Below are 15133 nucleotides of genomic sequence, written 5' to 3'. Positions count from 1 at the left end.
ACCAACAGTTTCAAAGGGCTGTCCGTGTAAGCGGGCAGCCTGCTTCGTCTTTGATGGCTTAACGGGGAAAGTTCAAAAAACAGCCTCAGATATGCTGCTTTGGCGCGATCTGCGAGGGGCTGGCCTTGACATTCATTGTATCTGAATGAAACCTCGAAGATGTTGGGAGACATTGGAAAAATTCAAAAGTAGCAGCAGTTGCAGGGCAGCCGGTTCTAAGATACCAGCGCTCTCCCTCGCTATTGCAGGGTTTTTGGCTTTTACCGCCCACACCAAAAAAATGGGAGTTTTTACATGAAAAACAGCAGCAAGCTTAGCCTCGGCGCGTTTGTGACCGCTGCGATGATGGCACCTGCGGCTTATGCCGAAGAGTTCATCACAATCGGCACCGGCGGCGTGACTGGCGTTTACTATCCGACCGGTGGCGCGATCTGCCGTTTGGTGAACAAAGGCCGCAAGGAACATGGCGTGCGCTGCTCGGTCGAATCGACCGGCGGTTCCGTTTACAACATCAACACCATCCGCGAAGGTGAACTGGAGTTTGGTGTGGCGCAGTCTGACTGGCAGTACCACGCCTATAATGGCAGCTCGAAGTTCGAAGAAGCTGGTCCTTTCGAGAACCTGCGCGCCGTCTTCTCGGTTCACCCTGAGCCATTCACCGTTGTGGCGCGTGCCGATGCCGGCATCGCCAACTTTGAAGACCTGAAGGGCAAACGCGTCAACATCGGCAACCCCGGTTCCGGTCAGCGCGGCACCATGGAGGTTCTGCTGGGCGAAATGGGCTGGACCACCGACGATTTCGAACTGGCGACCGAGTTGAAGGCGGCTGAACAGTCGGCGGCCCTGTGCGACAACCAGATCGACGCGATGGTTTATACCGTGGGTCACCCCTCGGGTTCGATTCAGGAAGCAACCACAGCTTGCGACTCCGTTCTGGTGAACGTCAGCGGTGACGCGGTAAACAAGCTGGTCGATGACAACTCGTTCTACCGGACTGCGACCATTCCTGGTGGCATGTATCGTGGATCGGACGGCGACACAGCAACCTTCGGCGTGGGTGCGACTTTCGTGACCTCGGCGGATGTGTCGGATGACGCGGTTTATGCGGTTGTCAGCTCGGTTTTCGAAAACTTCGATGACTTCAAAAAGCTTCACCCGGCCTTTGCGAACCTCAAGCCCGAAGAGATGATCGCGGACGGCCTGTCGGCTCCGCTGCATCCGGGCGCCGAGAAGTACTACAAAGAAAAAGGCTGGATTCAGTAAGCCAGACCTAAAGCAGGGCGCTTACGGGCGCCCTGCAACCCAAACCCGCACAAAGCGGGTAATTTAGAAGGCCAAAAATGGTCGCGACGGGGAGACATTTGCATGAGTTCCGACACACAATCCAATCGTCCGCTATCCGAAGAAGAGCTTCAGGATCTTGTAGCCTCATCTGATGCGGGCGGGCGTAATCCGGTCGGCAATGTCGGGATTTTCCTGGCCATTGTTGCGGCGATCTGGTCGATCTTTCAGGTCGTTTTGGCCTCGCCCATAGCGAACTATGTGCTGCCAGGCAGTATCGTGAACAACTCGCGGCAGTTTCATCTGGCCTTTGCGATGTTTCTGGCCTTTGCGGCCTATCCGGCGCTGAAATCCAGCCCGCGTGACTATATCCCCATACAGGATTGGATCATGGGCCTGTTGGGAGCGTTTGTCGCGCTGTATGGCTATTTTTTCTATGACAAGATCGTCAATGCAGGTGGTCTTGCAGATGATACCGACAAATGGGTTGCACTGGGCGGCTTGCTGTTGCTGTTCGAGGCCGCGCGCCGCGCGCTTGGCCCGGCAATGGCAATCATTGCAACGATTTTCCTCGCCTACGTATTCTTTGGTTCTTCCGAATGGGTGCCCGAAGTTATCCGCTGGAAAGGGGCCAGCCTGAAAAAAGCGATGAGCCACATGTGGATCACGTCCGAGGGCGTGTTTGGCATCGCGCTTGGTGTTTCGACGAAATTCGTTTTCCTGTTCGTTCTGTTCGGGGCGTTGCTCGACAAGGCCGGGGCAGGGAACTACTTCATCAAGATGGCCTTTGGGGCCCTCGGCCACCTGCGGGGTGGCCCGGCCAAGGCGGCTGTTGTGGGTTCGGCGGCGACCGGCCTGATCTCGGGCTCATCGATTGCCAACGTTGTCACCACCGGTACTTTCACCATTCCACTGATGAAGCGCGTGGGCTTTAGTAGTGAACAGGCGGGCTCGGTCGAGGTTGCTTCATCCGTGAACGGCCAGATAATGCCACCCGTGATGGGGGCTGCGGCCTTCCTGATGGTGGAGTATGTGGGTATTTCCTACGTTGAGGTCATCACCCATGCCTTCCTGCCCGCGGCGATTTCCTATATCGCGCTGGTCTATATCGTGCATCTGGAAGCTGTGAAGCGGAACATGCCGACGCTGGGCAACCGTGAGGTTCACCTTGCGCGGACCGTGGTCGGAATGCTGTCCTTTTTCATCGTCTTTGCTGGACTGTGCTACGGCTCGCAATACCCGGTCGAAGCAGTCACCAGCATGGTTCCGACCGCTGCTGGCATCGTGCTGAGCCTTATCGTCTGTGCAGTATACGTCGCTCTGCTGTATCTGGCCGCGCAGGTCCCTGACCTTGAGCCGGACGATCCAAATGCCAAAGAGGTCGAGCTGCCGGTTATCGCCGACATCTACAAGGCTGGTCTGCATTATTTGCTGCCGATCATCGTGCTGGTCTACTTCCTGATGATCGAGCAGAAATCACCCGGTCTGTCTGCCTTCTGGGCAACGGCGCTGTTGTTCGTGATCCTGCTGACGCAGAAGCCGCTCAAGGCGATCTTCCGGGGCGAGAGCGAGGTCTACAACCGCTTCATCGACGGAGTTGCTGATTTGTGGCAAGGCCTGATCGACGGCGCGCGCAACATGATCGGGATCGCCTTGGCCACGGCCACCGCAGGTGTAATCGTGGGCACCGTGACCCTGACTGGTGTGGGTCAGGTGATGGCCGATCTGGTCGAGTTCCTGTCGGGCGGCAATCTGATCCTGATGTTGATCATGGTCGGTATCCTCAGCCTGATCCTGGGGATGGGTCTGCCGACCACGGCGAACTATATCGTCGTCAGCTCACTGATGGCTGGTGTGGTCGTAGAGCTGGGTGCGCAAAACGGGCTGATCGTGCCGCTAATCGCAGTGCACCTGTTCGTATTCTACTTTGGGATCATGGCAGACGTGACGCCGCCTGTTGGTTTGGCAAGCTTCGCGGCCGCCGCGGTATCGGGCGGTGATGCGATCAAGACCGGTTTTACCGCGTTCTTCTACAGCTTGCGGACCGTAGCACTGCCTTTCGTTTTCATCTTCAACACGGATCTTCTGTTGATCGATGTGACGTGGGTCGAAGGTATAATCGTCGCTATATTTGCAACCATCGCTATACTGGTCTTTACGGCTGGCACGATGGGCTATTTCCTGACCCATAGCCGCATCTACGAAAGCATCGCGCTGATCTTCGTTGCCTTTGCGCTGTTCCGGCCAGATTACTTCATGGACCGCATCTCGCCTCCGTTCCAGTCGGTTGAACCAGCTGCGTTTGAAGAAACGATAGGTCAAGCACCGCCAGGTTCTGAGGTGCGACTGGTCATATCCGGTCCGGATTTCGACACACTTGAAATGGCCGACACCACCGTTGTTGTCACCGTTGGCGACGAAGAGGGTGGCGCGGCGCGGGTCGAGGCGATGGGGCTGATCCTGATCCCCGAAGACGGGCTGATCAAGCTTGAGGAGCCGCTGTTTGGCACGCCTGTGGCCGATGATCTGGGTATCTTCGACTATTATGGGGACGAGCCGGTGCGTCTGACCTCGGTCAGCTTGCCGTCCAGCCAGCCTCCGAAACAGTTGGTCTATATACCGGCGATGATCCTGCTGGCTCTGATCGCCTTCCTGCAACGCGGCCGGGCCGCCAGACAAGAAGAGGTGACAGCATGACCAAATCAGTTCTTTGCGCTGTCGATATCAGCAATGGCGATCTGGATAGTCCGGTTTTGAAACAGGCCGCCAGGCTGGCGGATCTGGACGGGGCGCAGCTGGATGTTGTGACCGTGCTTCCGGATTTCGGCGAAAGCTGGGTGTCGGGCTTTTTCGAGCCTGACTTCCACGATAAGGCGCTGGCCGAGGCGCATGACAAGCTGGCAAACCTTTGCGTCTCTGTACTTGGAGCGGAACGCAACGCCGCTATGCGCCACGTGGTGGCTACTGGCACAGCCTATCAGGAAATCCTAAAAACAGCAGAGGGTGCCGGCTCCGACCTGATCGTAATCGGTGCCCATAAGCCTGATTTCAAAGACTACCTATTGGGCCCCAATGCTGCACGTGTGGTGCGCCACGCCACGGCCTCGGTCTACGTGGTGCGCTGATCAATACCCGGTCATTTCCAGATAGCCGCGCCCCGCGTGGCTGCCTGTTACAGTGACTGGGCCTTCCCAATACTCAAAACGTGTCGCCATCCAGGCGTCCGGGATTAGGGCAGCGACATCGACGTCCAGCCCCCGATCCGGCAGGCTGACCTGCCAGCGAACCGGCACATCTCGTCCGGCTACAGGTGCGATCTCTAGTGGAGTGAATGTGGCAGAGCCGTTCGGTAGTGCCTCGGCGCTTCCATCCGCATTGATCCATGTGGCGGCGGTGAAGTCGCCGCGATCCCCGCGCAAGCGAAACGCCATCAGCTTGTCACCATCGTCGAAGCTGAGCGAGAACCAATCCCATCCGCTTTGATCTTCTGCCAAGGGTTGCGAGGACCATTCGCGGTCCAGCCACGCAGTACCGGTAACGGTGATATCGCCGTCAGGCAGGTGCAATGTGCCTTCGACCGCATAGAAGGGTTGAGAATAGTAGTAGCTGGCTTGCCCATCGGCGGATTTGACCGAATAGCCATCCTCGCCGTGAAACACCAATGGGCCTTGGGCATTTAGGGACAGGGTGTACCCAAAATCCTCTCCGTTTGCGGTCAGGGACAGCGAATCAAAATCCGGACCGCTCATGCGCCATTCGTCGATCCAGGCGGCGAAGGGTTCGGCCGTGACGCCTGCCTGACCTATGCCGCCGCGTGACAGACGTTCGGCAAAGTAGTGACGTTCAGGCGTGGTGACAGCGGCATGGCCCATCCATATCTGAGGGCTTTGCCAACCGTCGAGGTCAAAGGGTTTGAGGGCCGAGCGAAACAAGGTCCACTGGATGCCATAGTCGCGCCCGTCATCCCCTTTGAGATTGGCGGTCAGATACCACCATTCGATCCGGTAGCTGGGATGCGGCCCGTGATCTCTCGGGAACTCGAACAGAACCCCGCGCTGTGGCACGTCAAACCCGTCTGCCGACCCTCCCAGACCGGCATAGCCCTGCGTTAATGAGGATGTCGGCAGCCAGACCAGCAGGAACAGAAGAAACGCTCTAACGTTCATTGGCAAACACTCTCAGCAGGCTGGCCGGGGGCAGGCGCAGCAATCGCAGGGCAGGCAGGGCTGCGGCAACGAAAGCGGCCAGTAGTGTCAGAAGGAACAGATACAACCAATCCCAAGGGAACAGGAACATTGGCAGGCGCCATCCAAAGGCCTGCACATTGATGACGGCTAGCAAGACCCAGGCCAGAACCAGCCCCAAGGGCAAAGCCAGGCAGGCGGTCAATGCGGCCAGCAGGACACTGCGCAACAGCTCGAACCTGGCCAGTTGCGCACGGTTCAGACCCAAGGCCCAGACCGGCGCGATATGGGGCAGGCGCTGCGTCCAAAGGGTGAGCAGGCTGGTCAGAATGGCAAATCCGGCAACCCCAAGGGTCAGGATATTCAGAGCAGAGGTCACGACAAAGGTTTTCTCGAATATCGCCCGGGATTGCGCCTTCATCGCCGCCTGCTGAACCACGCTGCGCGAAGGCATATCGAACTGCGTACGCAGGGATTGCGCCATCTCGGTAGCTTGATCTGGGTCCATACGAATGCCGAACCGTCTTGCTTCGGCCCCCGGCGCGATTTGATCTAGGCGAGACATCGATACGATGGCCTGACCGGTTGGATTGCCATAGTCGGAATAGACGCCTGCAATGGGCAGAGAGGCCGTCGCCGAAAGCACCAGAGTGTCTCCGGGCCAAAGGTCCGCGCGCCGGGCCAGTTGCTCGTTAATGAGGATTGCCTGTCCTAACATCACCCGATCCCAATCGCCATCTGATCGCGCGATCAACGGCCAATGATCCCTGTAGACCGGGTCATCGACCACGCCATACAAGAACAGCGGTCCCGTTTCATGGGCCAATTCGACACTGCGGATGGGCAGAATCGCATCGACCTGAGGGGCCAGCCAATCTGTAACTTCGAGCGCTTGCTGATCATCTTCGGCGGTCACATACAGTTCCGAAGTCAGGCGTTGATCCAGCCAGCCGACAAAGGTCAGCCGAAAACTCGATACCATCGTGCCGACACCGATATTGGCCGCCAGCGCCAGCAACAGGGCCATCAGTGCCAAGGAAAGCCCAGGCAGTTGCGCCCGCATATCTGCCCAAATCCATTGAGACACCGGCCTGCGTGCTTTCCCGGCAAAGATCGTCAGGACAAGCGACAGGAACCAGGGCAAAACCAGTGCCGCACCGGTCAACAGCCCAGCGAGCAGTGCAAAGCCCCCAAGCAGACCACCTACGCCGAAATAGAGAGCGCATCCAAAGGCGATCAGGCCCACTCCAACTATCCCGATCAGGCTGTGTGATCGCCCGCTACCGCTCCAGGCCTGAATGCCGGGACCTTCGAGCAGTGGCATACGAGACAAGCGCCACAGCGCATGACCACTGGCCCCTAAGGTGCCAAGAAGCGCCATGGCCATACCGGCCAGCGCCCAGCTTGGCTGCAGGCTCAGCTGTCCGGTGACAGGGGCACCATAGAGCCCGCGCAAGGTTGCGGCCACGTCCGGCAGCAACGCGCCTGCGAGAAAGAAACCCAGGATCAGGCCCAAACCCCCGCCGATACAGGCCAGTACTGTCAGTTCGACCAACACTGTCCACACCAGCCTCCTCATTGAAACGCCCAAGGCACGCAAGGTTCGGATCATGCCGCGCCGTTGAGCGAAGGCCAACCCGACAGTACCGTTCACAATGAATAACCCGACGGCGAAGGACAGTAATCCGAAAGCGGTCAGATTCAGGTGAAAACTGTCCGTCAGCTGTGCCGTATCAACCTGCGAGGCCGGGCTGATCCGCTGTAGCTCAGGTGCGACTTGCGACAGGGGCGGGCGTCCGCGTGGCTGGTTTGGCAAAACCACAAGCCGGGAAATCTTGCCGCGTTGGTCCAGTAGGGTTTCGGCCACACCGATATCGGTCAAAATCACATCGGCAGGCAACGATGTGCTGAGGATGATCGGCGGCAATCCTTCGACCGAAGAGATTAGCGGCGCAAGGTCCGGATGAACAAGCAAGCGGCCCGGAGCCGTCAAGATGTCAGCCGGTTCTGGTGGATCAGCGCTCTGCTCGGTTTCCGTCACAGCAGGCAGGGAAGGGTAGGCCACCATATCTACGCCCATCACCCGTAGTGTACGACCCTGGGCACGATAAGGACCTTCCAGAACGGCAGCGACCTGCCAGCCCGCCCGGCGCAGCTCGGCATATCGGGACAAAGGGATTGGGCCGCTGGGATCGCGCAGTTCGTCAAACTGCCCCAAGGCCAGTTGCGCATTGGCCCGCGCATAGCTTGCGCGTGCTTCGGCGTTGATGGCTTGCACAGCAGACCACAGACCGGTTGCCAAGGCGATGCCGATCAGCAGCGTCGCCAGCTGCAGCCAATGCGCGCGCCAATGTGATAGCAGCGCCTGTATGACGGCCCTGGTCATTCGATGCGACCACCTGCCAGATGAACGCGCCGGTCAAGCCGCGCGGCAATGTCTTGCGAATGGGTCACCAGCAGCAAAGCGGCGCCGGTATCGGCAACCAGGGACAGCATCAGATCCAGCACATTGGCGCTGGCCGTTTCGTCTAGGTTACCCGTCGGCTCATCCGCCAGCAGCAGTTTGGGCCGCACAGCCATGGCGCGGCCGATGGCGACGCGCTGTTGCTGCCCGCCAGAGAGGTTTTCGGGGGAACGATCCAGCAAATCGGACAATCCCAGTCGATCAGCCAGATGGGTGCTCCAAGCCTGGTCATGAAAGCCAGCTAGGTGGGCGTGAAAGGACAGGTTTTGTGAAACAGTCAAGGACGGGATCAGGTTAAACTGCTGAAACACCAAAGAGACTTTGTGACGGCGCAACGCGGCGCGACCCGCATCATCCAACGCTGACAGCGCCGTGCCATCCAGTATGATCTCGCCCGCATCGAAGCTATCTAGCGCCGCGGCCAGGTTCAGCAAAGTGGATTTGCCGCTGCCACTTTCACCGGTCAGGGCCAGTGTCTGCCCCTGATCCAGGGTCAGCGACACATCACGCAGGACAGGCCGCCCGCCGGGATAGGATTTCTGCACCTTGTCGATCGTCAACAGCATGATCTGCCCCGCTTTTTCATGCAGGATGTGCAACGTAATTCACCCATGTCCAGTGCCGAACGCCCTCCGATGCGTTTCGCCGCAGGTACATCCAGGGTCTGCTGGTCTTGTACCTTCTGGCCGCAGAGGTCATTCTAGAGATCACAGGATCATCGCGGAACAGGGTGGAAAAACATGAGCTTGCTGCACCAGATTGTTTGGGGCAGTGCCTTTCTGGGGCTCTGCTTTGTGGTCGAGATCTTTTTTCTGACCTGGTGCACGATCTTCGTGATGAGGATGGAAAGGAAATGGTCCAAATACGGGCTGTTTCTGGCCACTGCAGCCCCGATTGCCGTGGCGCTGGCGTTTATCGTTTTGACACACACAATTCAGGTTTGGATATGGGCGATCGTTTGGGTCTTGCTTGAGGTGCTGCCGGATTGGAATACGGCGCTGTATTTCTCGTTGGTGACGTTCACCACGCTGGGTTATGGCGATATCGTTCTGGGTGAGGCACTTCGGATTTTTGGGTCTTTTGCCTCTGTGACCGGGCTTTTAGCCTTCGGACTTTCAACGGCCTATATGGTTGCGCTGATGACACGAGTGTTTCAGGAACGGCTCTTTTCCTTAGGCCAATCCCCTAAAGAATAGGCGCAAACAAACGGGCCAGGGGTGCACCAAACCGAATATAGGCCGGTTGCTGGAACAAGGATCGCGTCAGCTCATAGCTGTTATCGAAATCGGCCAGAAGCATCCGTTCAACTGCCTGCGCCGCCTTGGCGTTGAAAAACAGTGCCATTGCTTCAAAATTCAGCCGGAATGATCGGTTGTCCAGATTTGTTGTCCCGACCGCGGCCAGAGTATCATCGACCACAAACACCTTTTGATGCATGAACCCATCGGTGTATCGAAACACCCGCGCGCCGCAGTTTCGAACCTCATCAAAATAGGCAAAGGCGGCCAGCCAGGGCAGGCGGTGATCGATCACCTCGGGCACAAGGATACGCACATCCACGCCACGCATCGCCGCATGTTGTAGCGCGGTCATGACGTCGATATCGGGCACGAAGTAAGGTGAGGCGATCCAGAAACGCTCCTTTGCCTCGGCGATGGCCGAAAAGAACATCATGGCGCCGGTTTCGGTATCATCGCCAGGCCCAGTTGCGACCAGAAGCGCGTTCATATCCTGATCAGATTCGCTGCCAGCCCAGTCTAGATCATCGATAAGGTCCTCACCGCGAGCCCAGTGCCAATCTTCGGTGAAAATCAACTGTAGCTGGCGAACGATATGGCCGGTGATCTTTACATGGGTATCACGCCAGTGGCCGAACTTTTCGCCCTGACCTAGATATTCAATGCCAACATTGTGCCCGCCGATAAAGCCGGTCTCCCCGTCGATCACCACGGTTTTCCGATGGTTGCGGTAGTTCAACTGAAAGCGAAAATTCGGGCCGCGCTGTTCTTTCGGGTCGGCGACATCAATGCCTGCGTTCTGCATCGTTTCAAGAAAGTCGGACGACAAGCCATAGCTGCCCACCGCGTCGGTCATGAACCGCACGTGCACACCCCGATCCGAGGCAGCAATGAGTCGTTCCTGCAGCTTCAACCCCAGTTCGTCGGCGCGTACGATGTAGAATTGGATCAGGATGTAGTTCTTTGCGGCATCGATGGCGTCAAGAATCGCATCGAATGTGGCGTTGCCATCAATCAGCAACTCTACCCCGTTGCCACGCGAAACGGGAAGATGGGCCAGAAATTCGAACGGTCGTGGATTGATCGACATCTTATCGGGATCAGGTTTGGAGTGATCGGCAAAGGTTTTGATGCCTTCGACCACGCGCTCACTTTCTTGGCGGGCGATACGATAGCCGTGAAAACGGTGGTGACCCAGAAACAGATACATCGGTACGGCAAAGAACGGGGCCGCAATAAGAAAGACAACCCATCCAACCGCACCCTGCGGTGTTCTGGCTGTCTGCGCTGCCCTGAGTGAGAAGATAGCTGCTGTGACATAAAGCACAAAAACGGCTGCAGATACTAACACTGTCCACATTTGTTTTCGAGGCTCCGTCTGTTTGCTTTGCTTTAGGGGCGATAGGCGAACGGTACTGCGTTCTTCTTCTTCATTTAGGGTCGTCCCCTAGTCGCCCATCCAAAGACATCAAGATCGCGACTGGGCGCAGCGCCGGGATATGGCTGAAAACGATCAGGATGCAGACCGTAAGGGGCACACTCAGAAAGGCTCCGATCAAACCCCAGACCGTCGTCCAGAAAGTCAGCGCCAGTATGACTAGGAATGTGGACATGTTGAGCGATCGGCCCAGCATCGCAGGGTCCAGGAAATTGCCGATCAGGAACTGGATCGTGCCGCAGCCCAGAACCACTATCAGAAACGGGCCGATGCTTTCGAACTGGACCAAAGCGATCATGGCCGGAAACACCACGGCAATGATCGACCCAATCGAAGGGATGAAATTCAAGGCAAAGGTCAGAACTGCCCATGTCTCGGCATATTCCAGGCCAAGCATGCGGAAGATACTATAGCTGATACCCGCCGTGATCAGGCTGATTAGGGTTTTGACGCCGACATAGCGCTGCAGGCTGAATGATATTGCATCCAGCATTGCCGACAGCTCTTTCCCGGTTTCTGGGCTTCCTGCGGCCAGCTGGATTTTTTTGCGAAAGGCCATGCGTTCAACCATTAGGAACGAGACATAGAGGCTGATCAGAAAGAACTGATTCAGCAGCGAAGTAGCGCTGCCCAGCAACAGCCGCGCCAGATAGGACATGTCGATACTGACAAGGTTGTCCCGGATAAACGTTGTCACGTCGCTGCCCACCAGTCCGGCGATGCGATTGATGGCGTTGTCGAATTGGGCCTCGTAGGTGGTGATGCCGCGTGCGAATTGGGTCGCCTGGCTGCCCAATATGTACATTATGGTAAACAAACCGGCCAACACAACTGTCACTCCGGCCAAGTTTGCCAGCCAAACCGGCGAACGGGTCAGGGCGATGACTCGGTCGCTCAGGGCGATGATCAGAACATTAACAAGCAGGGCAAGCGTCAATGGGATCAGAAAAGTCGCACCCGCATAAAGCCCCAGCACCACCAAAGCTGCGACAATACAGCTGTCGCGCACCGCAGACAGGCTGAGGCGGCGACGCGTTGTGGGTGTGTTTGGATCGGATGTCATAAAGAACCTGACTTGGGGCAGGGCGCATGCGTGCCCCGATCCTGCACAGCCCGATGGGTTTATGCAATGCTGTCAGCTGTTTATAATTCCGGATTTGTGATCGAGCGACTTCTACGTTGGCCGTCGGCGGGCTAGGGTTGCACCATGTCTGGTGCTTCGATTCTGTTCTCTGCCCGTCCGGCCAAGGCGCTGTTTCTGGCGCTGCGGCGGTTCAATGCCAAGAACGGCTTTGTCATGAGCAGTCATGTCGCCATGTCGATGATGATGGCGCTGTTTCCCTTTGTGCTGTTCACCGTCGCGCTGGCAGGGGCGCTGTCGCAGGGCTATGTGACGGATGAACTGGTCGATCTGATCTTCGGCGCATGGCCACAGGATGTGGCCGGACCGATCGTGGCCGAGCTGCGGGCGGTGCTGGATGGGTCCGGGTCTGGGGCAATTACGCTTGGCGGTTTGCTGGCTGTCTACTTTGCCTCAAACGGGGTTGCAGCGGTGCGGACAGCGATGAATCACGCCTACCACGACCATGACAGCTGGCCCTTCTGGAAAACGCGTTTGCTGTGTATCGCTTTGGTCATTCTGGGTGGTGCAGCCATCCTGATCGTCGCAGCGGTCGAGGTGGGTCTGCCCGTCTACACGGCGCTGGTTTCAGAGCGCACAGACGTGGATATCGCAACTTGGTTGTCCGCGGACCGCCTGCGGTGGACCTTTGCGGTGGCAGTGCCTGTTGTGACTATTCTGATGGCGCATCTTGTTCTACCCACGCGGCGTCACAGTCTGATACAGATCCTGCCGGGCGTGGTTCTGACACTTGCCTTGTTGGGGAGCGGGGGATGGGGTTTTTCGATCTATATCGGTCAATTCGCCAGTTACAGCGCCACTTATGCGGGTTTGGCCGGGGCCATGGCTGCGCTGATCTTTCTGTACCTTTGCGCTGCAATTGTGATCTTGGGGGCCGAATACAACAGCGCGCTGATTGATCTATCGAAAGACGATTCAGGCGCGCAGGTCTAAGCGCAGGTGGATCGGCACGTGCTTGCCAGTATTGGGCCATGATCCCGGCAAAATTCACATGTAGACAGCCTTAGGGGCATCAGCCTCAGGTTTGTTTGCAGGTGGCACATGTCAGAAACGATGCAAAAACAGCCCTGTGCAGGGGAAGTGAAGGGGTCATTGGAGCAGCGTATCGCGCAATTGCGGGATCGTAGGCCAGTATATTTGAACCATTCAGAGGTTATTGAGATGCAGAACCTTGCAGCCGCGTCTTTTAAGGAGCATCCGCTTGCAGTGCAGTTGACGACAGAAGATTAACTTCAGCCTCGAACCTCTTTTTTTACAATGAATTTCTCGGAACTGTCCGACCGGGATGCGGGTGTTTTAACGTTGACGACCTTCTCGAACTTCTGTTTCAGCAGCTTCTGTAAATCGCCCTCGGCTGCTCCTGCCAGAACTTTCGCGACGAACGTGCCACCTTATCTTTTAGGAGCATCCGCTTGCAGTGCAGTTAGCGAAAGAGATTAACTTCAGCCGCGAAACCCTATCGCCACAACGAATTTCTCGGAACTGCCCGACCGGGATGCGGGTGGTTTGACGTTGGCGACCTTTTCGAATTTCTGTTTCAACAGCTTTTGCAAATCACCCTCGGCGCCTCCGGCCAGAACCTTGGCGACGAACGTGCCGCCTTCTTCCAACACGTCAAAGGCGAAGTAAGCGGCGGTCTCACACAAAGCCATAATTCGCAAATGGTCGGTCTGTTTGTGGCCCGATGACGCGGCAGCCATGTCCGACATCACCACATCCGCCTTGCCGCCTAGCCAGTCTTTGACCTTCGCGTCGGCGTCATCTTCCATGAAATCCAGCACATGAGCGGTAGCACCCGCCACTGGTTCGACCTCTTGCAAATCGATGCCCAGAACAGTGCCAGTGCGCTTGCCGCTCTTCTCGCCCAGCGCATTGACGCGTTTCACCGCGACTTGCAGCCAGCCACCAGGGGCGCAGCCCAGATCCACAACGCGCGCGCCGGGTACTAGGAAACGGAATTTCTCGTCCAGTTCCAATATCTTGAACGCCGCACGCCCGCGATACCCTTCGGCATTTGCGCGTTTCACATAGGGATCGTTCAGCTGCCGCTCGAGCCAACGCGTTGAGCTTAGCTTACGCCCACGCGCCGTCTTCACCTTGACCTTCAGGTCGCGTTGCCCACGGCCTGAGGTGTTCTTTCCACTCGGTGTCTTCGCCATCAGAACGGTCCGTCTTCCAATACGCCGTCCGCACTCATCTGTGCATAAAGCAGTCCTTCACGCAGCCCCCGGTCTGCCACGGAAAGGCGATCGGTGGGCCAGCAACGCAAAAGGGCCTGCAAAATGGCCGAGCCGGACATGATCAGGGCCTGCCGGTCATCCCCAATCCGGGGGTCGCGGCGGCGCCCGTGAGGGCCGAGTTCTAAATACCCGCGGATGACTTTGTCAATCTGATCGCTGGTCATGCGCAGACCGTCCACTTTGGTTCGGTCATAGCGCTTGAGACCTAAGTGCGAAGCCGCAACAGTCGTGACCGTGCCGCTGGTGCCGACGATCTGAAACCCTTCGCGGGTCTGTTCGTCCTTGTAGGGTGCGAAATCGGCCAGATTTTCTTCGAAAAACCAGCTCATGAGGGCAAATCGGGCGGCATCGTCTTCGACATCGTGGAATTGATCGCGCAGGGTCGCGACGCCAAGGGGCACACTGATCCAATCCACAACCTTTGCGGCTGGAAAGGGGCTGTCTGCTGTGTGAAAGCCGTTGTGCAGCCGCATGATTGCGGCCGGGCGATCGCGGCGGGGTATCGAAGATATGTCGATCCAAACCAGTTCGGTTGAACCGCCGCCGATATCAACGACCAGTAACTGTTCGGTCTTGGTGGAGACCAGGGGCGCACAGGAGATAACGGCTAGACGTGCCTCTTCCTCGGGCTGGATGATCTCTAGCGTCAGGCCGGTTTCGCGCTTCACCTGACGGATGAAGTCGCGCGCGTTCTTGGCGCGGCGGCACGCCTCGGTTGCGACCAGACGCATCCGTTTGACCTTGTTGCGTTTCAGCTTTTGCTGACAGATGCGCAGGGCCTGAACCGTACGCGACATAGAGGCCCGAGACAGCCGCCCCGTCCGTTCCAGACCCGCGCCCAATTGCACGGATTTGGAGAAACTATCGACCACATGGAACCCGCTGCCCTTGGGCTGGGCGATCAACATGCGGCAACTATTTGTCCCCAGATCCAGCGCCGCATAGAGCGCATCTGGATCGGGTCTTGCCGGCGCGGGGCTTTCGACCGCCTTCGGGAACGCGCCCGCACCTTTGGGACGCTTGGGCGCCATTCGTCACGCCCTCCGATTTTCGAGTTAGTTTGACCCTAGGCGGGGGATCGCCGACGCGCAAGTGATTTCAATTTTGAATTTAACGTGAGTGTCACACAGCGTTCATACTGGAATGC

12 protein-coding genes and 1 pseudogene are annotated in these 15133 nt (G+C 57.6%); 5 read left to right on the top strand and 8 right to left on the bottom strand.

What is annotated here, in order from left to right; genetic code table 11:
- Positions 1–294: 294 nt before the first annotated feature.
- The 3 genes from ACR0EL_RS04185 (at position 295) to ACR0EL_RS04175 (ending at position 4406) form a co-directional block, all read left to right on the top strand.
- Positions 295–1263 carry a TAXI family TRAP transporter solute-binding subunit gene (locus ACR0EL_RS04185; protein WP_480498488.1) on the top strand — a complete coding sequence of 323 codons (969 nt, stop codon included), beginning with the start codon at positions 295–297 and terminating at the stop codon, positions 1261–1263.
- A gap of 102 nt (positions 1264–1365) precedes the next feature.
- Entirely contained in the window at positions 1366–3978 is a 2613-nt protein-coding gene (locus tag ACR0EL_RS04180) for a TRAP transporter permease (RefSeq protein WP_480498486.1), read from the top strand.
- Positions 3975–4406 carry a universal stress protein gene (locus tag ACR0EL_RS04175; RefSeq protein WP_170532978.1) on the top strand — a complete coding sequence of 144 codons (432 nt, stop codon included), beginning with the start codon at positions 3975–3977 and terminating at the stop codon, positions 4404–4406. The genes ACR0EL_RS04180 and ACR0EL_RS04175 overlap by 4 nt, the downstream gene beginning before the upstream one ends.
- Here ACR0EL_RS04175 and ACR0EL_RS04170 read toward each other — a convergent pair whose 3' ends face one another.
- From ACR0EL_RS04170 to ACR0EL_RS04160, 3 genes are read right to left on the bottom strand one after another with little or no spacing between them, the layout of a single operon-like run.
- Positions 4407–5447: a lipocalin-like domain-containing protein gene (locus ACR0EL_RS04170; RefSeq protein ID WP_480498483.1), complete on the bottom strand. Its 1041-nt coding sequence runs from the start codon at positions 5445–5447 to the stop codon at positions 4407–4409. It abuts the gene before it with no gap.
- Positions 5437–7851 (bottom strand): FtsX-like permease family protein, encoded by a 2415-nt coding sequence (locus tag ACR0EL_RS04165; protein ID WP_480498481.1) that lies wholly within the window; start codon positions 7849–7851, stop codon positions 5437–5439. The genes ACR0EL_RS04170 and ACR0EL_RS04165 overlap by 11 nt, the downstream gene beginning before the upstream one ends.
- Complete coding sequence (locus ACR0EL_RS04160) at positions 7848–8495, bottom strand: ABC transporter ATP-binding protein (RefSeq protein ID WP_480498479.1); 648 nt, start codon at positions 8493–8495, stop codon at positions 7848–7850. Before ACR0EL_RS04160 ends, ACR0EL_RS04165 begins: the two co-directional genes overlap by 4 nt.
- A 174-nt stretch (positions 8496–8669) precedes the next feature.
- On the opposite strand from ACR0EL_RS04160, the gene ACR0EL_RS04155 reads away from it, so the two are divergent.
- Positions 8670–9125, top strand: a complete 456-nt coding sequence (locus ACR0EL_RS04155) for an ion channel (RefSeq protein WP_480498477.1) — start codon at positions 8670–8672, stop codon at positions 9123–9125.
- Here the strand turns inward: ACR0EL_RS04155 and cls are convergent.
- The gene (gene cls, locus ACR0EL_RS04150) at positions 9115–10527 is read right to left on the bottom strand and encodes a cardiolipin synthase (RefSeq protein ID WP_480498475.1); all 1413 of its coding nucleotides are present in this window, start codon (positions 10525–10527) and stop codon (positions 9115–9117) included. The two genes, ACR0EL_RS04155 and cls, sit on opposite strands and share 11 nt — an antisense overlap.
- A gap of 70 nt (positions 10528–10597) precedes the next feature.
- On the bottom strand, positions 10598–11668 hold the full coding sequence (locus ACR0EL_RS04145; protein ID WP_480498473.1) for an AI-2E family transporter: 1071 nt from the start codon (positions 11666–11668) through the stop codon (positions 10598–10600).
- A 144-nt stretch (positions 11669–11812) separates the two neighbouring features.
- Between ACR0EL_RS04145 and ACR0EL_RS04140 the strand changes: the two genes are divergently transcribed.
- Positions 11813–12679, top strand: coding sequence for a YihY/virulence factor BrkB family protein (locus tag ACR0EL_RS04140; RefSeq protein WP_480498471.1), 867 nt, complete (start codon positions 11813–11815; stop codon positions 12677–12679).
- Positions 12680–12978: 299 nt separating this feature from the next.
- Here ACR0EL_RS04140 and ACR0EL_RS04135 read toward each other — a convergent pair.
- The 3 genes and pseudogenes from ACR0EL_RS04135 to ACR0EL_RS04125 form a co-directional block, all read right to left on the bottom strand.
- Positions 12979–13137 (bottom strand): annotated as a pseudogene (locus ACR0EL_RS04135) (SAM-dependent methyltransferase); the annotation flags it as partial.
- Positions 13138–13188: 51 nt separating this feature from the next.
- Positions 13189–13905: an RlmE family RNA methyltransferase gene (locus ACR0EL_RS04130; RefSeq protein ID WP_480498469.1), complete on the bottom strand. Its 717-nt coding sequence runs from the start codon at positions 13903–13905 to the stop codon at positions 13189–13191.
- Positions 13905–15017, bottom strand: coding sequence for a Ppx/GppA phosphatase family protein (locus ACR0EL_RS04125; protein ID WP_353007697.1), 1113 nt, complete (start codon positions 15015–15017; stop codon positions 13905–13907). The genes ACR0EL_RS04130 and ACR0EL_RS04125 overlap by 1 nt, the downstream gene beginning before the upstream one ends.
- Positions 15018–15133 lie beyond the last annotated feature (116 nt).

Source organism: Ruegeria sp. AH12, assembly GCF_056541465.1.
The sequence above is the reverse complement of the archived record's forward strand: the minus strand, read 5'-3'. Positions and strand labels throughout refer to the sequence as shown.